The organism is Gemmatimonadaceae bacterium, from assembly GCA_036273715.1.
Classification (GTDB): Bacteria; Gemmatimonadota; Gemmatimonadetes; order Gemmatimonadales; family Gemmatimonadaceae; genus JADGGM01.
Window position 1 is genome coordinate 70,886 of sequence record DASUHB010000033.1, and the last position, 20,000, is coordinate 90,885.

18 protein-coding genes are annotated in these 20,000 nt (G+C 67.5%); 9 read left to right on the forward strand and 9 right to left on the reverse strand.

The genetic code is table 11. From position 1 onward, the window contains the following. Positions 1–14 precede the first annotated feature (14 nt). The 4 genes from VFW04_06930 to VFW04_06945 are packed head-to-tail and all read right to left on the reverse strand — an operon-like array spanning position 15 to position 3,313. The gene (locus VFW04_06930) at positions 15–905 is read right to left on the reverse strand and encodes a hypothetical protein (protein ID HEX5179045.1); all 891 of its coding nucleotides are present in this window, start codon (positions 903–905) and stop codon (positions 15–17) included. Beyond that, positions 905–2,053, reverse strand: coding sequence for a polymer-forming cytoskeletal protein (locus VFW04_06935; GenBank protein HEX5179046.1), 1,149 nt, complete (start codon positions 2,051–2,053; stop codon positions 905–907). Before VFW04_06935 ends, VFW04_06930 begins: the two co-directional genes overlap by 1 nt. A 4-nt stretch (positions 2,054–2,057) precedes the next feature. Next, positions 2,058–2,639, reverse strand: a complete 582-nt coding sequence (locus VFW04_06940; protein ID HEX5179047.1) for a hypothetical protein — start codon at positions 2,637–2,639, stop codon at positions 2,058–2,060. 47 nt (positions 2,640–2,686) lie between these two features. Further along, complete coding sequence (locus VFW04_06945) at positions 2,687–3,313, reverse strand: sigma-70 family RNA polymerase sigma factor (GenBank protein ID HEX5179048.1); 627 nt, start codon at positions 3,311–3,313, stop codon at positions 2,687–2,689. Positions 3,314–3,404: 91 nt separating this feature from the next. Between VFW04_06945 and VFW04_06950 the strand changes: the two genes are divergently transcribed. The 6 genes from VFW04_06950 to VFW04_06975 all read left to right on the forward strand — a co-directional run bounded on the left by VFW04_06950 (position 3,405) and on the right by VFW04_06975 (position 10,048). Further along, entirely contained in the window at positions 3,405–4,214 is an 810-nt protein-coding gene (locus tag VFW04_06950) for a ubiquinone/menaquinone biosynthesis methyltransferase (protein ID HEX5179049.1), read from the forward strand. After that, complete coding sequence (locus VFW04_06955; protein HEX5179050.1) at positions 4,211–5,695, forward strand: menaquinone biosynthesis decarboxylase; 1,485 nt, start codon at positions 4,211–4,213, stop codon at positions 5,693–5,695. The genes VFW04_06950 and VFW04_06955 overlap by 4 nt, the downstream gene beginning before the upstream one ends. Before the next feature lie 40 nt (positions 5,696–5,735). Then, positions 5,736–6,650, forward strand: coding sequence for a UbiA-like polyprenyltransferase (locus VFW04_06960; protein HEX5179051.1), 915 nt, complete (start codon positions 5,736–5,738; stop codon positions 6,648–6,650). Then, positions 6,647–7,270 (forward strand): flavin prenyltransferase UbiX, encoded by a 624-nt coding sequence (locus tag VFW04_06965; protein ID HEX5179052.1) that lies wholly within the window; start codon positions 6,647–6,649, stop codon positions 7,268–7,270. The genes VFW04_06960 and VFW04_06965 overlap by 4 nt, the downstream gene beginning before the upstream one ends. After that, positions 7,263–7,760, forward strand: a complete 498-nt coding sequence (locus VFW04_06970) for a metallophosphoesterase family protein (protein ID HEX5179053.1) — start codon at positions 7,263–7,265, stop codon at positions 7,758–7,760. The genes VFW04_06965 and VFW04_06970 overlap by 8 nt, the downstream gene beginning before the upstream one ends. A 140-nt stretch (positions 7,761–7,900) precedes the next feature. Then, entirely contained in the window at positions 7,901–10,048 is a 2,148-nt protein-coding gene (locus VFW04_06975) for a prolyl oligopeptidase family serine peptidase (protein ID HEX5179054.1), read from the forward strand. Here VFW04_06975 and VFW04_06980 read toward each other — a convergent pair. The 5 genes from VFW04_06980 to VFW04_07000 are packed head-to-tail and all read right to left on the reverse strand — an operon-like array spanning position 9,985 to position 15,389. After that, on the reverse strand, positions 9,985–11,136 hold the full coding sequence (locus VFW04_06980; GenBank protein ID HEX5179055.1) for a UvrB/UvrC motif-containing protein: 1,152 nt from the start codon (positions 11,134–11,136) through the stop codon (positions 9,985–9,987). The two genes, VFW04_06975 and VFW04_06980, sit on opposite strands and share 64 nt — an antisense overlap. After that, entirely contained in the window at positions 11,133–11,960 is an 828-nt protein-coding gene (mutM, locus tag VFW04_06985; protein ID HEX5179056.1) for a bifunctional DNA-formamidopyrimidine glycosylase/DNA-(apurinic or apyrimidinic site) lyase, read from the reverse strand. The genes VFW04_06980 and mutM overlap by 4 nt, the downstream gene beginning before the upstream one ends. Continuing rightward, positions 11,944–13,230, reverse strand: a complete 1,287-nt coding sequence (gene purD / locus VFW04_06990; protein ID HEX5179057.1) for a phosphoribosylamine--glycine ligase — start codon at positions 13,228–13,230, stop codon at positions 11,944–11,946. Before purD ends, mutM begins: the two co-directional genes overlap by 17 nt. Next, a complete protein-coding gene (locus tag VFW04_06995) occupies positions 13,227–14,195 on the reverse strand; it encodes a M48 family metallopeptidase (GenBank protein ID HEX5179058.1) in 969 nt (322 codons plus the stop codon). Before VFW04_06995 ends, purD begins: the two co-directional genes overlap by 4 nt. A gap of 27 nt (positions 14,196–14,222) precedes the next feature. Next, positions 14,223–15,389, reverse strand: a complete 1,167-nt coding sequence (locus tag VFW04_07000; GenBank protein HEX5179059.1) for a PLP-dependent aspartate aminotransferase family protein — start codon at positions 15,387–15,389, stop codon at positions 14,223–14,225. Positions 15,390–15,435: 46 nt separating this feature from the next. Here VFW04_07000 and VFW04_07005 point away from each other — a divergent pair, with 46 nt between their 5' ends. The 3 genes from VFW04_07005 (at position 15,436) to glmS (ending at position 19,975) form a co-directional block, all read left to right on the forward strand. Next, positions 15,436–16,527: an HD domain-containing phosphohydrolase gene (locus VFW04_07005; protein HEX5179060.1), complete on the forward strand. Its 1,092-nt coding sequence runs from the start codon at positions 15,436–15,438 to the stop codon at positions 16,525–16,527. 213 nt (positions 16,528–16,740) lie between these two features. Then, positions 16,741–18,129, forward strand: coding sequence for a phosphoglucosamine mutase (glmM, locus tag VFW04_07010; GenBank protein HEX5179061.1), 1,389 nt, complete (start codon positions 16,741–16,743; stop codon positions 18,127–18,129). Between the two features lie 19 nt (positions 18,130–18,148). Beyond that, complete coding sequence (gene glmS / locus VFW04_07015; GenBank protein ID HEX5179062.1) at positions 18,149–19,975, forward strand: glutamine--fructose-6-phosphate transaminase (isomerizing); 1,827 nt, start codon at positions 18,149–18,151, stop codon at positions 19,973–19,975. Positions 19,976–20,000: the final 25 nt, after the last annotated feature.

The following is a 20,000-nucleotide window of genomic DNA, read 5'->3' on the forward strand; positions in this document are numbered from 1 at the left end:
ACGGCCTGCGCAGCCTACTCGCGGGTGATCTCGAGACCGGCAAGCGTGGCGGTGGCGTCGATGACGATCGTGCGCGTCGCGGTCGTCCAGTTGGCCGAATGGTAGACGCCGTCGCGCTCGGTGAGATCGGCGGCGTCGAGGCTGCCCAGGGTTTTGGCGACGCGCGCCTCGATCCCCACGTCCTGCGGCACGCGCAGGGTGATGCCGCCTAACGCAGCGCTCAACACCAGGTGCATCGTGCCGGTCCACGTTCCGCCGAGGTCGAGGTCCGCCCCCCCGACGCCGGCCGACACCTGCACGTTCGCCGCGCGGGCGTTGCCGAGCGAGTTCACGGTGAGGCCGGCGGCGCCGATGTTCAACTGCATGGACGTCATCGCCACCGGGTTGGGCGCCGAAAACGTCATCGTGGTCTGGCTCGCTCCGGTCTCGAGGTGCAGGCGCCGCACCGAGAGGTTCGAGAGATCGAGCGTCGCGTCGCACGCGCCTAACGTAAGCGAGAGGTCGAGCGGCACGCCGCGCGCGAGGCCCAGCGAGACGTCGGTGCCGTTGCGGTCGTCGCCCGGTCCGTTGAGGTTGAACCCCGTGCGCTTGAGGTCCAGCGAGAACGGGTGGCCGATCGCGCTGTCCGAGCGGATCGTGAGCGTGTTCGTCGCGGCGTCGTAATGGTGCATCGGCCGCACGCGGTTGGCGTCGAATCGCAGATCGAGCGTATAGAGCAGCGGCTCCGTGGCCGGCATGATGTTGAACGTGCCCGCGCCGAAGTACACGTGGAGCCGCAGTGAATCGGCCGCTCCGCGCTGACGCGAGGCGGTGACCGTCCTCCAGACCTGGCTGCGCGCTGCCGGAACGCGTGCCGCCACGAGGGCGAACACGAGCACGGCCAAGGTGTCGCGTCGAGCGCGCATCAGCGTTGCACCGACCGGGGCGGCGGCGTGGGACGGCGCGCCGCGGCGACGCCTGATACCGGCGTCGGCGTCTGCCAGCTGGCGTCAGGGATAGTGGGCGGCGTTCGCGGGGGCGGAACGCGGCCACCCGGCGCGCGTGTACCGCCGCGCGACGCAAGCGTGGCGCCGAACCCGACGGTGACAGCCACCCACGTCACCATAGCCGCGACGAGTCGAATCAGCGCGCCGAACCAACCAGCCCACGACAGCAGACCACCGACCATCCACAGCACGAAGTAAAGGGACAGCCCGATGAACAGGAACTGCACCACCGGCGGCGGAGTGTACGGCGATACCGCTCCGCGCCATCGCATGGCCGCTTCGCCGGTCATATACGACATGGCGAGGAAGCCGAGTGCGATGGCACCGGCGCCGCCCAACACGAAGCCGACGATCGCGAAGGGAATGAGCAGAATGCCGATGACGGTGATGCAGAGCGCGACGATGCAGACGACGAGCGCGGGCAAGAACGCGATCTGTCCAACGACGCCGTAGAAGAAACACCGCGAAAAGTCGTCGCGGATGCGCTCGGCGATGTTTTCGAGGTTGCCGCGCGCGAAGAGGGCGGCGAACAGGCCGATCACCGCGAGCACGAGGTACCAGCCCACGGCCAGCGACAGCGACCGTTTGGTGGCCTGCGCCGGCGTCCGCGGCGCGCTCTTGGCCAGCGGCCCCACGGTGAGGGCGGACAGCGAGCGCATCTCGCCCTCGACCGTTCCGCCGTCGAGCTGCACATGGCCGCCTAACGCGATCGCGTCGCCGCGCACCACGCCGCCCGAGTGGACGACGACGTCTCCGCCTAACGCAACGGCGTTGCCCGTGACCGTGCCGCGGACGTCGAGGGGCCCGTGGAACGATCCGATGGACCCGTTGACCGTGGTCCCCGCCGGCACCGTGCGCGGCCCGGATTCCACCGCGGACCGCTCGATCGCAACGCCGTTGGGATCGCGGCCGAGGGAGTCGACGAGGGCGGTGATCGAATCGCCGGCGCTCGGCGCGCGGGCAGGAGCGCGTTTGGTCTGGGCCCCGGCGGCATGGACGGATGTGGCCACCGCGAGCGCGCCAGCCAGGATCGCGGCGCGCAGGCAGGCCAGGTGGCGGGTCGGCATCGGTCTAACGACGGCGCGGACCCGCCACCACGGCGCGCATCGCACGGGCCGTAACGGCGGCAAACAACAACAAGAGCGTGAGCGCGACCCAGACGCCGATGGCGCCGCTCGTTCGAAACGCGTGAACGGCCGCATTCCCGAAGAACGCCGCCACGACGTCGGCCAGACCGCTGCCGACGGCAGCGCGTACCCGGCCGACTGCCAAGTCGATGGAGAAGATCACCGCGTCGAGGCGCGTCAGCAGAAAGAGCGACACGATGGTGAGGACCACGGCGGCGCTGCCTACGCCGGTCCACGCAAATGCGCGAGCCGTGCGCGTGCGCGGCATCCAGCCGCGGACGGTATCCAGCGCGGCGACGTGCCAGGGGACGAACACCTGGACCTGCGACAACACCCGATCCGCGAAGACGGTGGACGGCACGAAGTGCGGGAGATGCTCGAGCTGCCGGACCAATGCACGCGCCTCGTCGAGCTCGGCGCGACACGTCGCGCAAGCCCGAACGTGCATCTTGAGCGGCGCCGTGCCGAAGCCGACGTCGCCGTCAAGCAGCTGATCGATCTCTTCAGGAAGTAGGTGTCTGTCCACGGGGCCTCCACCAAGTCGTACGTTGCGGTGTGTCAGAGGGTTTCACGTCAGGTGCGCAGGTGAGACAGGGCTTCCCGGAGCTCGTGCCGGGCACGATGGATGTACGTTTTGACCGTGCCAAGGGGCAGGTCGAGGGTGGCCGCTATTTCCTCGTAGGACCGGCCCTCGACGTGCCGCAGGAGAATGCAGGAGCGATATTCGGGGCGAAGCTGGGCGATGGCGCGTTCGATGGCGGTTCCGAGCTCACGCGACTCGATTTCCTCGAGCGGCGATTCGTCGTGCGACCGCACGTCGACCGAGGTTGCCTCGGCTTCGGCGGTGGTCTGAGCGTGGGGCGAGCCTTCGATACTGATCGTGTCGAGCTGGCGCTTGCGGAGATGATCGATGGTGAGGTTGTTAGCGATCTTGAACAACCAGCTCGAGAACTTGAATTCCGGACGGTAGCGATCGATGTGGTTCAGGACGCGAACGAACGTATCCTGCGCGAGATCTTCCGCGGTCTCGCGATCGCGGACCATGCGGAAAATGAGCGAGAAGACGGGTCGTTCGTAGCGGTGAACGAGCTCCCGAAACGCCGCTTCCCGTCCTTCTTTGGCGAGGGTTGCGACATCGGCGTCGGGGAGGGTCGAGAGATCGTAGGAAGACGGCAACTCGATCGAGTGCGAGACGGTCAACCGGCCGATGCTCGCGCAAGTTAGCGTGCTGGTGCTCGGGCATCCAGCATCGCGCTTGCTTTGGCTTTTGCTTGAGCCCAACTTTTCCTGAATGTCTGCGGTCGACACGGAACGGCGCGAAGCGCTCGAGGCGGCGGGTGCGGGGCGCGAGCGCGCGACTGACGCGCAGGCGGAGCAGGGCGCGCAGGCGAGCGGTGTGGTCAAGCGCCGATACGTGCGGCGGATGTTCTCCGAGATCGCGCCGACCTACGATTTTCTCAACAGGCTGCTGTCGTTCAACATCGATCGCCGGTGGCGCCGGCGGGCGATCGACGTGCTCGGCTGGGAGCGTCGTCCGCGGGGGCTCTATCTCGACGCGTGCGCCGGCACGCTGGACATGAGCGTCGAGCTGTCGAAGCGCGCCGGATTTGCCGGCACCGTGCTGGCGGCCGATTTCGCCGAAGCGATGCTGCGGGCGGGAGGGAACAAGCCTGGCGCGGCGAACGTGCGCGCGCTGGTGGCGGACGCGCTCCAGCTTCCGTTAGGCGACGCGTCGGTCGACGGCGCGATGGTGGCGTTCGGCGTGCGCAATTTCGCCGACATCGACGCCGGGCTTCGCGAGCTGGCGCGCGTCCTCAAGCCAGGGGCTCGGCTCGTGGTGCTCGACTGCTCGGCGCCGCCCTCGGCACTCGTCCGCGGAGTATACCACGTGTATTTTAGACAGTTGCTGCCGCTGGTGGGCCGCCTGGTGAGCGGCCATCGCACCGCGTACCGCTACCTGCCCGAGTCGGTGGCGCATTTTCCGCCGGCGCCGGAGCTCGCGGCGCGGCTGGCGCAGGCCGGTCTCGCCGGCGTGGGCTACGAGACGCTCACCCTCGGCGTGACGGCGGTGCACTGGGGCGAACGAGGAGCCGGCGCGTGAGCCTCGATTCGTTAGGCGAATTTCTTTCGGCCCTCGAGGCGGCCGGCGAGCTGGTGCGCGTGCGCGCGCCGGTGGCCGTGGAGCTCGAGCTGTGCGCGATCGCCGACCGGGTGATGAAAAGCGCAGGGGGCGGGAAGGCGCTCGTGTTCGAGCAGCCCGTGCTGCGCGACGGGTCGCGATCGAACTATCCCGTGGCCATCAACCTGTTCGGCTCGCTGCGGCGTATGGCGATGGCGTTAGGCGTGGACGACCTGGATGCGATCGGCGCGCGGATCACCGAGCTGCTCGAGCTCAAAGTGCCGGAGGGCATTCTCGGAAAGCTGTCGCTGCTGCCGCGGCTCCTCGAGGTGGGAAAGTTTCCGCCGCGCATGCGGAGCGGGTCGCCGCCGTGCCAGGCCATCGTGTGGCAGGGCGACGAGATCGATCTGCACCGACTGCCGATCATCACTTGCTGGCCGGAAGACGGCGGTCCCTACATCACGCTGCCGATGGTCATTTCACGCGACCCGGTGCGCGGCATTCGGAACGTCGGTATGTACCGCGTGCAGCAACTGGGGTCGCGCACGCTGGCGATGCACTGGCAGCGCCACAAGGTCGGCGCCGCGCACTGGCGCGTGATGGCCGGGCGGGGCGAGACGATGCCGGTGTGCATCGCGATCGGCGCCGATCCGGCGTCCGTGTACGCGGCGTCGGCGCCGCTCCCGCCGACGGTCGACGAGTTTCTGTTCGCCGGTTTCCTGCGCCGCGAGCCGGTCTCGCTCGCCAGGGCGGTGACGTGCGACCTCGAGGTGCCGGCCGAAGCGGAGATCGTGATCGAAGGGTACATCGATCCGCGCGAGCCGTTAGTCACCGAGGGGCCGTTCGGCGACCACACGGGATTCTATTCGTTAGCCGATCTCTATCCGTGCGTGCACGTCACGGCGGTGACGATGCGAGAGAATCCGGTGTACGCGACCACCATCGTCGGCCGGCCGCCGATGGAAGACTTCTATCTCGGCCATGCCACCGAGCGCATTTTTCTGCCGCTGCTCAAGTTGACGATCCCCGAGATCGTCGACTATCACATGCCGGCGGAGGGGATCTTTCACAACCTCGTCTTCGTGTCGATCGACAAGCAGTATCCCGGACACGCGTACAAGGTGATGAACGCGATGTGGGGGCAGGGGTTGATGGCGCTGGCGAAGCTGTTGGTGGTCGTGGACAAGGACGTGAACGTGCGCGATCCGCAGGAGGCGTGGTGGGTGGCGCTCAACAATCTGGACCCGGAGCGCGACGCGCGATTCACGATGGGGCCGATCGACGTGCTCGACCATTCGAGCCGCGCCTTCACGTATGGATCGAAGATGGGCCTGGACGCGACGCGCAAATGGCCGGAGGAAGGGTTCGATCGGCCGTGGCCCGGCAGAGTGGTGATGGACGCGGCCACCGACGCCCGCGTCCGCGCGCGTTGGGCAGAGCTCGGCATTCCGCTCGGCGCGTGAGCATTCAGTTAGGCGCGCGGGGGGAGGCGCGGAGCGCGGCATGACCACGGACACGGCGCCCATGCGCGAGGGCCAGACGTTCACGGGCGCGTCGCGCCTGACACGTTACGCCAATCTGGTCAAGCTGCCGCACACGCTGTTCGCGCTGCCGTTTGCGCTCGTCGGTGTGGTGCTCGCGAGCTATGCCCAACCGGTGACGTGGCGGGTGGTGGGCTGGGTGGCCGTCGCCTTCACGGCGGCGCGGTTCACGGCGATGGGCTTCAACCGGATCGCCGATCGCCGGCTGGATGCACAGAATCCGCGGACGGCGCAACGCGAGATTCCGTCCGGTGCGATCGGCGTCGGCGAAGCGGCGGCGGCCGTGGCCGTTGCCGCCGCGCTCTTCGTGTTCGCGGCGTGGCGCCTCAATCCGCTCTGCTTCCGGCTGTCGCCGCTTGCGTTAGGCTGGGTGCTCTTCTACAGCTACACCAAGCGGTTCACGCACTGGGCGCACCTTGCGCTCGGACTCGGAACGGGCATCGCGCCGGTGGGCGGCTATCTCGCCGTGACCGGCACCTGGAGCAGTCCCTGGTGGGCGATCGTGCTGCTGGCGATCGCCGTCATGGGTTGGGTGGGCGGCTTCGACATTTTCTACGCGCTCCAGGACGTCGGCTTCGACAGGCAGCACGGCCTGCACTCGCTGCCGGTGACGCTGGGCGAGCGCGGCGCCGTGCGCGCCGCGCGCGCGCTCCACACGCTGACCGTACTCTGCCTCGCGGGCGCCGGCCTGGCGTTAGGCGGCGGCGCGCTGTATCTCGCCGGCGTGGCGGTCGTGGCCGCGCTGCTCGTGTACGAGCACGCGCTCGTGCGGCCCGGCGACCTGTCCCGCCTCGACGCCGCGTTCTTCACGATGAACGGCATCATCAGCGTCACGTTCTTCGGGTTCGTGCTGCTCGAGCGGCTGATCCGGCGATGACGCCGCGCGCCGCGCCCATCGTCGTCGCGATCACCGGCGCCTCCGGTGCGCCCTACGCGGTGCGCCTGGTCGAGCAGCTCGCGGCGGCCCGCCGGACCGTGTCGCTCATCGTGTCATCGCACGGATGGCGTTTGTTAGGCATGGAGGCCGGCATCGGGGACGCGGACGCCCTGCGCGCGCGGGTCGGCGCGGCCGCGTGGGACCGCTCCGTGACCGTGTTCGATGACGGCGATCGCGGCGCCGCTCCGGCGTCGGGCTCGGCGCGCACCAGCGGGATGGTGGTATGCCCGTGCTCGATGGGGACGCTGGCGGCGATCGCACACGGAACGTCGCGGTCGCTCATCGAGCGCGCAGCCGACGTCACGCTCAAGGAGAGACGCCCGCTGCTCCTCGTACCGCGGGAGACTCCGCTGAGCGTGATCCACCTCGAGAACATGCTGCGCGTGTCCCGCGCCGGCGCCATCGTAATGCCGGCCGCGCCGGGATTCTATCACGCGCCAACGGGCATCGATGACCTCGTCGATTTCGTCGTCGCCCGCGTGCTCGACCACCTGGGCGTGGAGCACCGGTTGAGCGCACGGTGGGGCGACGCGGCGCCGCGCCGCGGCGTCGATGCCTAACGACACGCCCGTCGTCATCGGTCTCATCTCGGACACGCATGGCCTGGTGCGGCCGGGCGTCCACAGGGCGTTGGCCGGCGTGTCGCTCATCCTTCACGCCGGCGACGTCGGCGGCGATGACGTGCTCGACGAGCTCGCGCTCATTGCGCCCGTCGAGGCGGTGTTCGGCAACACCGATGAGCCGGACGACCCGCGTCTCGCGCAGGAATTGGTGCGCGAGGTGGCGGGTGTCCGCATCCACGTAAGCCACGGACACGAGCTCGGACAGCCGCGACCCGAGCCGCTCGCCGCCCGATACGCGGGCGATGTCCTCGTGTACGGCCACACACATCAAGCGCTCGTCACCCGAGTCGATGGACGTCTCATCGTGAATCCCGGCGCCGCCGGACCGCGGCGCTTCAACCTGAAGCCGAGCGTTGCGCGGCTCACGATTGCCCGGGGCCGGGCAGAGGTCGCGATCATTCCGGTCGACGCGGAGACGGTCGGCTGATCGTCGCGAGGATTCGTCCACCGCGAATTGGTGCGCGGCAGCGAGTAATTGGTTGACGCCGCTTGCGCCGGACGCGAGTATGTCGCCGTCCGTCGCGGCGACATCGGCCGCCGCGCCGCACTCTCACTCCGAGGATCCCCATGCATCAGTGCTCATTCCGCAGGTCGCTCGTGTGCATAGCGACTGCGCTCCTGGCCGCGAGCGCGGCGACGGGCGTCGCCCGTGCGCAGCGCGCGTCGGGCCCGTTCACCCTGCAACAGGTCATGTCGTACCCGTTCCCGTCGGCGCTCGTCGCGGCGCCGAGCGGCGCGCGGGTCGCATGGGTCTTCGATGAACGCGGCGTGCGGAACATCTACGTCGCTTCGGCGCCCGATTGGCAGGCGCATCGCGTTACGAGCTACACCGCCGACGATGGGCAGGAGCTCACGAATCTCGCCTTCACCCCCGATGGCAACACGGTCGTCTACGTGCGCGGCGGCGACCACGACGCCAATTGGCCGGCGCCGGGCAATCTGGCTCCGGATCCGGCATCGAGTCCTGTACAGCCGATGGTAGAGATCTGGACCGTGCCCGCGAGCGGCGGTCAACCCAAGAAGCTCGCCGAAGGCGACCTCCCCGCGGTCTCGCCGCGCGGCGACCGCGTCGCGTACGTCCGAGATCATCAGATCTGGGTAGTTCCGACCGACGGATCGCAGGCGGGCAAGCGACTGCTGTTCGCGACGGGCGAGAGCGAGGATCCGGAATGGTCGCCGGATGGGAACACGCTCGCGTTCGTGTCGTCGCGCGGCGACCACTCGTTCATCGCGCTCTACACCAACGACTCGACGCCGCTGCGCTACGTGTCGCCCTCGACGTCGATCGACGAGAATCCGCAGTGGTCGCTGGACGGTACGCAGATCGCCTTTGTGCGCCGGCCGGGAAACGGTGGCGCGCCGGAGACGATGCTCGAGCAGCATCCGCGGCCGTTTGCCATCTGGGCCGCAAATCTGTCGACGCTGGCCGCCCATCAAGTGTGGCAGAGTCCGAACACGCTGCGCGGTTCCATGCCGACCACGGATGGCGAAGCGAATCTTCACTGGGCAACGGGCAACCGCATCGTGTTCCTCTCGGATGTCGATGGGTGGCCGCATCTCTATTCCATTGAATCTTCCGGAGGAACGCCGCTCCTGCTCACGCCCGCGCGCGGTATGGCCGAGTACATCACGATGTCGCGCGACGGCAAGACGCTGGTGTACGCGTCGAACATGGGTGCGGGTCCGGACGACATCGAGCGCCGTCACGTGTTCAAGGTGCCGGTGGACAGAGCGGCGCCGGTGAATCTGACGCCGGGCACGGGAGTCGAGTGGACGCCGGTGGTCACCGGCGACGGCGCATCGGTGGTGTACCTGTCGGCCGACGCGCGACGGCCACCCGTGCCCGCGATCGTTCCGTTAGGCGGCGGCGCGGCGCGGCTCATCGGGGCCGACCGGATTCCTTCGGACTTTCCGGCATCGCAGCTCATCGTGCCTCGGGCCGTCACGTACAAGGCATCCGACGGCACGGAGGTGCACGCGGACCTCTTCGCCAAACCCGGCCTGTCGCACGCACCGGCCGTGGTGTTCGTCCATGGCGGTCCGCCGCGCCAGATGCTGCTCGGCTGGCACCCCATGGATTACTACTCGAACTCGTATGCGGTCAACCAGTACCTCGCGTCGCGCGGGTTCGTGGTGCTCGCCGTCAACTATCGGTTAGGCATCGGCTACGGCCACGAGTTTCATCATCCGGATCACGCCGGCCGCTTCGGCGCCTCGGAGTATCTGGACGTGAAGGCCGGCGCGGAATACCTGCGTTCGCTGCCGGAGGTGAACGGCGCGCACATCGGCATCTGGGGCGGCTCGTACGGCGGCTTCCTGACGGCGATGGCGCTGGCCAAGAACTCCGATCTCTTCGCGGCCGGCGTCGACATGCACGGCGTGCACGACTGGATGTCCGACGTGCAGGAGTTTTTCGCGCGCCGCGCGCTGCAGTACGAGAAGGCCGACCTGGATTCGGCGGAGAAGGTGGCGTGGCAGTCGTCGCCGGTCGCGTACGTGTCGACGTGGAAGTCGCCGGTGCTTCTCATTCAAGGTGATGACGACCGCAACGTGCACTTCCACCAGACGGTCGATCTCGCGCGGCGCCTCGATGCGCAAGGCGTGCAATACGAGGAGCTCGTGCTGCCCGACGAGATCCACGGCTTCCTGCGCTACGCCTCCTGGCTCGCCGCCGACAGCGCGACCGTGTCGTATCTGGACAAGACGCTGCGGTGAGGCACGTGCCTAACGCGCTCCAGCTCTTCGGGGAAGCGGCCGAACCATGAGGTGAGGAGCAGCATCTCGTCGATCTCGTGCGTCGGCACGCGCGTGGTCTGGCGCTCGATCGGGCCGTAGACGTCCGCGATGGCCCGTTCGAGCGCCGCGTCATCGGCGGGCGTGCGCGGCGCGGGCCGCTCGTCCCGCACGCGGCCGCGGCGAATCAGGTACACGCGGTCCTCGCCGCCGTGGCCGGGCACGGTGTACACGAACGTCAGCGACTCGACGCCGAACCGCAGCCGCAGAAATTGCACGCGCAACTCTTCGAGGCGGTTCACCTTGTCTCGCAGTGCGGCCGCGCGCTCGAACTCGAGCCGCGCGCTGCTCGCCTCCATCTCGCGGCGCAGCGTCTGGAGGGGCGTGTCATCGGTACAGTCGAGAAACGCGCGTGCTAACGCGAGCCGGTGGTCGTACTGCGCCTCCGAGCAGCCGCCGACACACGGTCCCAGACATTTATGGATCTCGAATCGGATGCAGCCCGGCGTCCGCGCGATCTGAAAGAGCTCGCTCTGATCGGAGAAGTGCATTTTGCGCTCGACCGTGCAGTCGCGCAGGCCGAGCGCGTCGTTGAGCTCGCGCAGCGATTCGCTCACCCGTTGTGCGCCCTGGAACGGGCCGTAGTAGGCGGCGGTGTCTTCCGTTGGGCCTCGGACGACGGTGAGCTTTGCCGCGGGCCCGCGCGAGATCTTGATGAACGCGAAGTGCCGGTCGTCCCGCTTCATCGCCACGTTGAGCCGCGGACGCAGCCGCTTGATGAGCCGCATCTCGAGCAACAGCGCGGCGAACTCGCTCGGTGTGTAGTCCCAGTCGATGCGCACCGCCTCGCGAATGATGCGCGCGCCTTTGTCCTCGGGGTATCGACCGCGGAAATAGCTGAGCAGACGCGTCCGCAGCCGCTTCGATTTCCCGACGTACACCACTTCGCCGCTGCTCCCGTGCATGCGATAGACGCCGGGCCGGTCTCGCGCATCCGCGGTCACGGCAGCGCGCATGCGCGCCAGTTGGTCATCGTCGGTGCAAGGCGGAAGGAGCGAGCGCCGCTTCATCGCTGACAGCGGGGACACAACACGGTCGCACGGCCGTCGATGACGTCGGTAGCTAGGAGCCGGCCGCCGCAGCGATGACACGCCTCGCCGCCGCGTCCGTAGACATCGAGGCGTGCCGCGAACGAGCCGCGCTCGCCGGATGCGTCGCGATAGTCGCGAAAGCTCGTCCCGCGCGCTTCGATGGCTTCGCGCAGCACGCCCACGATGCTCGCGTGCAGCCGCTCGACCTCGTCCGCACGAATGGTTCGGCCCGCACGCGATGGATCGATCCCCGCGCGCCACAGCGCTTCGTTCGCGTAGATGTTGCCGAGGCCGGCGATCCGGCGCTGATCCATCACCAACTTTTTCACCGCCTGTGAGGAGCCCCGAAGAGCGCCCGATAGATGCGTGACGGTGAATGCAGCGTCAAGCGGTTCGACGCCCAGCGTTGCCGCATGGCGTTCCCAACGCTCGGGCGACATCAGCGTCACGGTGCCGAGCCGGCGGATGTCGCGATAGTGGAGGGCGCGTCCGTCGGCGAGGTTGAGCAGCAGAGTCGAGTAGGCGCGTTCGCGCTCGGGGAGCGAGCCCGCGTCGATCAACAACGCGCCGGTGAAACGGGGTTGCACCACCAGCCGGTTGCCGGTCGAGAGATCGAGCACGACGAGCTTGGCGCGCCGCCAACATCGCTCGATCGTGGTGCCGGTGAGCGCGCGCCGCAGCTTGGCCGGCGTGGTTTCGCGAAGGACGTCGGCGTGCGTGACGGTCACGCCGGTGATGCGGGCTCCCGCGAGCGCGCGCTGCAGGTCGCGCGCGATGGTCTCGGTTTCAGGCAGCTCCGGCATGGCGCTCGAGCTCCCGCCACGCGATGTCGGCGCGGTACTGGCTGCCCGCGAACTCGATTCCTCCGGCGGTACGAATGCTCGAGCGTTGGGCATCGGCGAGCGTGTCGGCGACGGCCGTCACCGCGAACACGCGGCCGCCGGCGGTGACGAGGCGCCCGTCGTCCGCGCGGCGGGTTCCGGCATGGAATACGTGCACATCGGCGCGGGCCGCAGGCAGCGCGATCGGGTCGCCCAACCGAGGCGATTCGGGATAACCCGACGCCGCGACCACGGTGGTCACGGCGTGGCGTCCGCTCCACCGGAGCGGCCTTTCCTCCATCTCGCCCTCGGCGACGCCTAACAGTCGCGGCAGGAGCGGCTCCTCGAGCAGCGGCAGCAGCGCTTCTGTCTCCGGGTCGCCGAACCGGCAGTTGAACTCGACGACGCGCGGCGACGAGCCGTCGCTCGCCACCATCAGGCCGGCGTAGAGGAGGCCGCTGAACGGGGTACCCGCATCGTGCAGCGCGCGCAGGGTCGGACGCATCACGCGTTCGACCACATCGTCGACCAGGACCGGTGTCGCGATAGAGAGCGGCGCAAAGGCGCCCATGCCGCCGGTGTTCGGCCCGGTGTCCCCGGTGAGCAGGCGCTTGTGATCCTGGGCGGGCAGCATCGGCACGACGCGCCGTCCGTCGGTGAGGGCAAACAGCGACATCTCCTCGCCGTCCATGAACTCCTCGACGAGGATCTCGTTGCCCGCCTCGCCGAACGAGTGGCCGACCAGCATCGCGTCGATCGCCTGCTCCGCTTCGCCTAACGTACGGGCGATCACCACGCCCTTGCCGGCGGCCAGGCCGGACGCCTTGATCACGACCGGCGCGCCTAACGCACGCGCGGCGCGCTTCGCGTCCTCCGGCCTGACGTACCGGCCGGCCTGCGCGGTCGGAACGCCGGCATCGAGCATCAATTGCTTGGCGAACGCCTTCGAGGCCTCAATGCGCGCGGCGGCCGCGCCGGGTCCGAACGTCGGCACCCCGTGCGCGCGCAACGCGTCGGCCAGGCCGGCGGCGAGCGGTGCCTCCGGGCCGATGATCGCGAGGTACGGCCGCTCGCGGCGCGCGAGCTCCACGAGGCCGGCGAGGTCAGTGGCCGGTGTCGATACGCAGCGGCCATACTCGGCGATTCCCGGATTTCCCGGCGCACCGATCAGCTCGAGGGATGGATCGTCGGTCGTGAGCTTCCAGGCGAGGGCGTGTTCTCGAGCGCCACCGCCGACGAGCAACACCTTCACTTTGATGTAGCGTTCCGGTAGGCGTTGTTGAACGCGTCGCGGGCGCCGCGGAGCGCATCCTTCATCGTTTCGACCGCGGATTGCGCCTCGTTTCGGTAATAACCGGCAGCTTCCGCATAGTCGTCGGACAGGGGCCGGTCGTTGTCGCCGCGGCGCGGATAGTCGCCATTCACGATGCGATCGTACGCGCCGGTTGCGATCCAGCGTTGCAGCTCGGCCGCGCGCACGGTGTTGAACGGGTGCGTGCGCATGGCGACGTTGAGCACACGGAAGATCGCGTCGAGCGCGCCGCCGCGCTCTTCGTATTCCTGCGCTTGCGTGAGGAATTCATCGAGGTTCGCTTCGTCGTCGGTGGTGATGCCGCCGGCAAACTTGAGGAACATGCGCATCGAGGCGAGCGGGTCCTGCGTGGCGAGCAAGCCGGCGCGGTCCGACGACAACTCCGCCTTGCGCGACCACTCCATGAGCGCGAGCTGGATCGGCAGCGCGATCAGGCCGAGCCCCGGAATGTTGCTGAATCCGATTCGCAGAATGAGCAGCGCGAGCGTGGTGTAGGTGGCGTGGCCGCTCATGACGTGGCCTAACTCGTGGCCCAGCAGCACGCGGCGCTCGTCCCAGTCCAGAATGTCGATGGCGGCTGAGTTGACGACGATGAACGGCTTGTCGAAGCCTACCGCCATCGCGTTGGCCACCGGGCTCTGCGACACGAACAGGTCGGGGCGTTCCGCCCAGTCCATGGTGTGCAGCACTTCCTCGTACAGCGCGTCCAGCTTCGGCCGCTGGCGAGGCCCGACGCGCACCGCGTTGGCGGTGAACAAGCTCCGGACGCCGCGCTCGCCAATGAGTCCCATCACCTTGCGCAGGACCTCATCGAAGCCGGGTAAGGCGCGCAGCGTGTTGAGCGCGGCGCGGTCCGCCGGGTGCTCCCACGAGGCCGGCGCGATCTGGATCAGTTGGTTAGGCATGGTGGTCGCTCGCTCGGAAAGTCGCGGCTACGTGGCGAAGGCGTGATCGAGGTCCGCGATCAGGTCACCAATGTCCTCGACCCCGCACGACAGCCGCACCATCCCTTCTCCGATACCGAGCTCGGCGCGGCGCTCGGGGGGCACGGATGCGTGGGTCATCGACGCCGGATGACTGATGAGGCTCTCTACTCCACCCAACGATTCCGCCAGGGAAAAGATTCTCGTGCGACCGAGCACCCGCGCGGCACGCTCGCGCGTCCCGAGGTCCACCGTGATCATACCGCCGAAGCCACGCATCTGGCGGCAGGCGAGCTCGTGCTGGGGATGCGACGGCAGCCCGGGGTAAATGACTCGTTCGGCGCCGACGCGCTCAGCCAACCAGCTGGCCACGCGTCGCCCATTCTCGTCGTGCCGCGGCATGCGCAAATGGAGCGTCTTGGTGCCTCGCATGGCAAGCCAGCAGTCGAAGGGTCCTGGAACGGCTCCTGAAGCGTTTTGAATGAATGCCAAGCGGTCGGCCAGGTCGTCGTCCCGCAACAGGGCGATGCCGCCGATCATGTCGCTATGGCCGTTGAGGTACTTTGTCGTCGAATGAAATACGATGTCAGCGCCGTGCGCAAACGGGCGCTGGAATACCGGTGTGGCGAACGTGTTGTCCACGATGAGCAGCGCGCCGGCCTGATGGGCCGCTTCCGCGGCAGCCGACAGATCGGTAATCCACATGAGCGGGTTAGTCGGCGTCTCGACTAACGCGGCGACGGTGCGAGGCGTGCATGCGTCGGCGATCCGTTGGGCATCGCGGGTGTCGACGTACGTGAACAGCAGACCCATCTTCTGCAGCAGCTTGTCGAACAGGCGGAACGTGCCGCCGTAGACGTTCTGGCCACAGATCACGTGATCGCCGGATTGGAACAATTTCATGATCGAGTCGACGCACGCGGTACCGCTAGCGAAGGCGAAGCCATGTCGCCCATCTTCCAGCGCAGCCACATTCCGCTCGAGTGCGTCTCGCGTCGGGTTCCTGCTGCGCGCGTACTCGAATCCCTTGTTCTTGCCGAGCCCCTCCTGCACGTACGTCGACGTGAGGTAGACCGGCGTCATGATCGCGCCGGCCAGCGGATCCGGTCGCTGACCAGCATGGATGGCCCGCGTGCCCAACCCGGACTGTAGATCGTCGTCGAAGATGCGCGTCATGCCAAGATCCGTTGATCAGTTCGCGCAAGATAAACTCCCGAAACCAGTGACGCACGCTACGAGCGTCGATGGAACGCGCTGTCTCGTCGTCGACGATGAGCCGCGGCTCCGCCAAGCACTTGTGCGCCTGATGCAGGGCGCAGGCTACCACTGCTTCGAGGCAGGCTCGGCGCAGGACGCCTTGGCGTTGCTGGATCGAGAGCCGGTCGAGCTGGTGTTGTCCGACATGCGCATGCCCGGGATGGATGGCGCCTCGCTGCTCAGGCGGATCCGCGAGCTTCACCCGGAAGTGGCGGTGGTGATGGTGACGGCCGTCGCGGAAGTGGAAGTCGCCGTGTCGTGTTTGTCGGCGGGCGCGATGGATTACATCACGAAGCCGTTCAGCTTCGAGGAAGTGCGCGCGCGTGTGACGCAGGCGCTGGAGAAGCGGCGGCTGCTGATCGAGAACCGCGACTATCAGGAGCGCCTCGAGGAGCGCGTAAGAGCGCAAGCGCAGCGCCTCGAGGAATTGTTTCTGGCGAGCGTGCAGTCGCTGGCCGAAGCGTTGGAGCTCAAGGATCCGTATACGCGCGGCCACTCGATCCGGGTGAGCCGCTACGCGGTCGGGATCAGCCGCATGCTCGGCATCGACGCGGCGACGGTCCGGCACATCGAGTTAGGCGGACAGCTCCACGACATCGGCAAGATCGGCGTGCGTGAGGACGTGCTCAACAAGCCCGGTCCGCTCACGAAGGAAGAATATCAGCACATCATGACGCACCCGGTGCTTGGCTGGCGGATTCTGCGGCCGCTGCTGGGCGACAATCCGGTGGTGCTCAACATCGTGCGATCCCACCACGAGCGCATCGACGGTACGGGCGTGCCGGACGGGTTAGGCGGCGATGCCATCGCGCGCGAGGCGCGCATCATTGCGGTGGCCGACGCGTTCGACGCCATGATGAGCCGCCGGCCGTATCGCAAAGGCCTGTCGTATGCGGACACGCTCGACGAGCTCAAGCGGATGTCGGGGACCCAGTTCGACGGGCAGGTGGTCGACGCGTTCCTCGAAGCCGTGACGACGGGTGCGATCGAGCTGGACCAGCGCGACACGATGCCCGATGCCGTCCGGGCGGCGCGGCTCGCGCAGCCGGCCGGCTGACCGCTCCGCCTTTCCGCCTAACGCAGTCCGCCTTGCCGGCGCCGCCATCGAGACGCCCCGCCCAACGCGCGCGCGGCGCCTGGCGCGCCGCGCGCTCACACGCCGCGTCCCTGCATCAACTTCGCGAAAAGCCGTCACGGTCGACGACTTCTCGTTATTCTTGTTACGACGCGTTCGCATAGCTTTGTCTCGGACCGTGATGGAGGTTACAGCGTGTATGAGGGACTGATGGTTAGCGTGTCGGGAGTGCGGGGGCGTGTCGGTGAAGCGCTGACGCCGGACGTCGTGACGCGCTTTGCATCCGGCTTCGGCGCCTGGGCGCGCACCAAGTGGTCCGAGGCGCCGCGTTCATCGACGCGGTGTCGCGTCGTGGTGGGACGGGACTCGCGTGTGTCAGGTCCGATGTTTCATCGCGCGACGATTGCGGCGCTGCAATCCGTCGGCTGCGATGTGATCGATGTCGGACTTGCACCCACGCCGACCATTCAGCTCGCGGTCGAGCACCATCGGGCCGCCGGCGGATTGGCCATCACGGCAAGCCACAATCCGATCGAGTGGAACGCGCTCAAGTTCATCGGCCCGTCTGGACTTTTTCTGGATGGCGCGGAAGGCGCTGAGATGCGCGGCGTGGTCGAAAGCACGATTCCGCGCGCGACGTGGGATGCGCTGGGCGAAGTGGAGACCGACGAGCGAGCGATCGCGCGGCATATCGACGCCGTGTTGTCGCTGCCGTTCGTGAAGGTAGACGAGATTCGGAAGCGAAAATTCCGCGTCGCGCTCGACTGCGCGCACGGCGCGGGCGGCGCGATCGTTCCCGAGCTGCTGGAGCGCTTGGGTTGCGACGTGCACGCGATCAACGTCGAGACTGACGGTCGATTCACGAGGCCGCCGGAGCCCGTTGCGTCGAACCTGGGCGACTTGGAACGGCTCGTGCTGAAGTCGAAAGCGGACGTCGGTTTGGCAACCGATCCGGATGTCGATCGGCTGGCGCTCGTGTCGGACAAGGGCACGGCGATTGGAGAAGACTGGACATTGGCGCTCGCGGCCCGGCTTGTGCTCAGATACAGGAGCGGTCCAGTAGTCGCGAATCTATCGACCAGTCGGATCGTCGATGACGTGGCAAGAGAGGCTGGCGCGCGCGTCGTGCGCGCGCCGGTAGGCGAAGTGAATGTCGCGGTTCGGATGCGCACAGAGGGCGCCGCCATCGGCGGCGAGGGAAACGGCGGAGTCATTCTGTCGGAAGTGCATTTGGGTCGGGACGCTCCGGTCGGTGTAGCGCTCTTGCTGCAAATGTTGCTGGAGGACAACGCGCCGCTTTCGGCCATAGTGGCCAGGTATCCCCAATACGTCATCGTAAAGGACAAGCTGGACCGGCCGAACGCGCCGCTCGACGCGGTGTATGATGCGTTGCGACAGGGCTTTAGCGACGCCGAGGCCGATACGCAGGACGGGCTGCGGCTGTCGTGGGTGGACCGGTGGGTGCACGTGCGGCCATCGGGGACCGAGCCGATCGTACGGGTGATTGCGGAAGCACCGAATGCCGCGGCGGCGCGCGAGCTGGTCGCGCGGTCGCGTGTTCCGTTAGACGGGTTGGGACGATGACTAACCGAGGTTCAACCACATGTGTGGAATAGTCGGCTATGTAGGACCGCGACTCGCGTCGCCGTTGCTGCTCGAAGGACTCAAGCGGCTCGAGTATCGGGGGTACGATTCGGCCGGTGTAGCGATCATGAACGGGAAGGGCGTCGAAACGCGGAAGGCGCCGGGGAAGATTTCCGAGCTCGAGAGGCTCGTCATCGCGGCTCCGATCCACGGCACCCTCGGCATCGCCCACACCCGCTGGGCCACGCATGGCGCGCCGAACTTCTGCAATGCGCACCCGCACGTCTCCTGTGACAACAACATTGCGGTCGTCCACAACGGGATCATCGAGAATGGATCGTCGTTGCGGCAGGCGCTCGAAGACGTCGGCCACACGTTCCGCTCGGAGACCGACACCGAGGTGCTTGCCCACCTGATCGAGGAATTCTTCGACGGCAATCTCGAGGAGGCGGTGCTCGAGGCGCTGCGCAAGGTGGAGGGCACGTACGGGATCGCCGTCGTATCGAGTCGCGACCCCAACAAGATCGTGGCGGCGCGCAAAGGCAGTCCGCTGCTCGTGGGGTTGGGCGAAGGCGAATACTTCGTCGCCAGCGACGTGTCGGCGATCCTCGCGCACACGCGCCAGGTCATCTATCTCGACGATGGCGACCTCGCCGTGTTGGAGCGCGATGGGTATCGCATCATCGACATGCAGGCGCTGCCGATGACGCGCGCCGTGAACAGCATCGACTGGGACCTCGACATGATCGAGCGGGGTGGATTCCCGCACTTCATGCTCAAGGAGATCTTCGAGCAGCCGACCACCGTCGAGAACACGATGCGCGGCCGTCTGCTGGTGGAAGAGGGCACCGCCAAACTGGGCGGCATCAACCTGACCAACGAAGAACTACTCGAGTTCGACAACATCGTCATTACCGCCTGCGGCACCAGTTGGCACTCGGCGCTCATCGGCGAGTTCATGATCGAGGAGCTGGCGCGCATTCCGGTGGAAGTCGAGTACGCGTCCGAGTTCCGGTACCGGAATCCGGTGATCGGGCCCAAGACCCTGTGCATCGTGATCTCGCAGTCCGGCGAAACGGCCGACACCCTGGCCGCGATGCGCGAGGCCCAGAAGCGCGGCGCACGAGCGTTAGGCATCGTGAACGTGGTCGGCTCGACCATCGCACGCGAGTCGGACGGCGGTATCTACATTCACGCCGGTCCGGAAATCGGCGTCGCGTCCACCAAGGCATTCACGAGCCAGGTCATGGCGTTGGCGCTGTTCACGCTGCGGCTGGCGCGCTTGCGTGGGCTGCCGGCAGCGGAAGGCCGCCCGATCGTCGAGGCGCTGCAGAAGCTCCCCGCCCAGATCAAGGACGTGCTGGATCGCGCCGACGAGATCGAGAGCATCGCCGACGAGTTCAACGACGCCGCGAATTTTCTCTACCTGGGCCGCGGGTACAATTTCCCCGCCGCGCTCGAGGGCGCCCTCAAGCTCAAGGAGATCAGCTACATCCACGCCGAAGGGTATCCGGCGGCGGAGATGAAGCACGGACCCATCGCGCTTATCGACGAGAACATGCCGGTGGTGTTCATCGCACCGCACGACTCGGTGTTCGACAAGGTCGTGTCGAACGTGCAGGAAGTGAAGGCTCGCGGCGGCCGGGTGATTGCGCTCACGAGCCGGTCGGAGCCGTCGCTGGCCGGCAAGATCGACTACGAGATTCGCGTCCCTGAAACGATCGACATGTTCACGCCGATCCTGGCCGCGGTTCCGCTGCAGTTGCTCGCGTATTACATCGCAGTGAAGCGGGGGTCGAACGTGGACCAGCCGCGCAACCTCGCCAAGTCGGTGACGGTCGAGTAGCCTAACGCATCTGGGCGCCGGACCT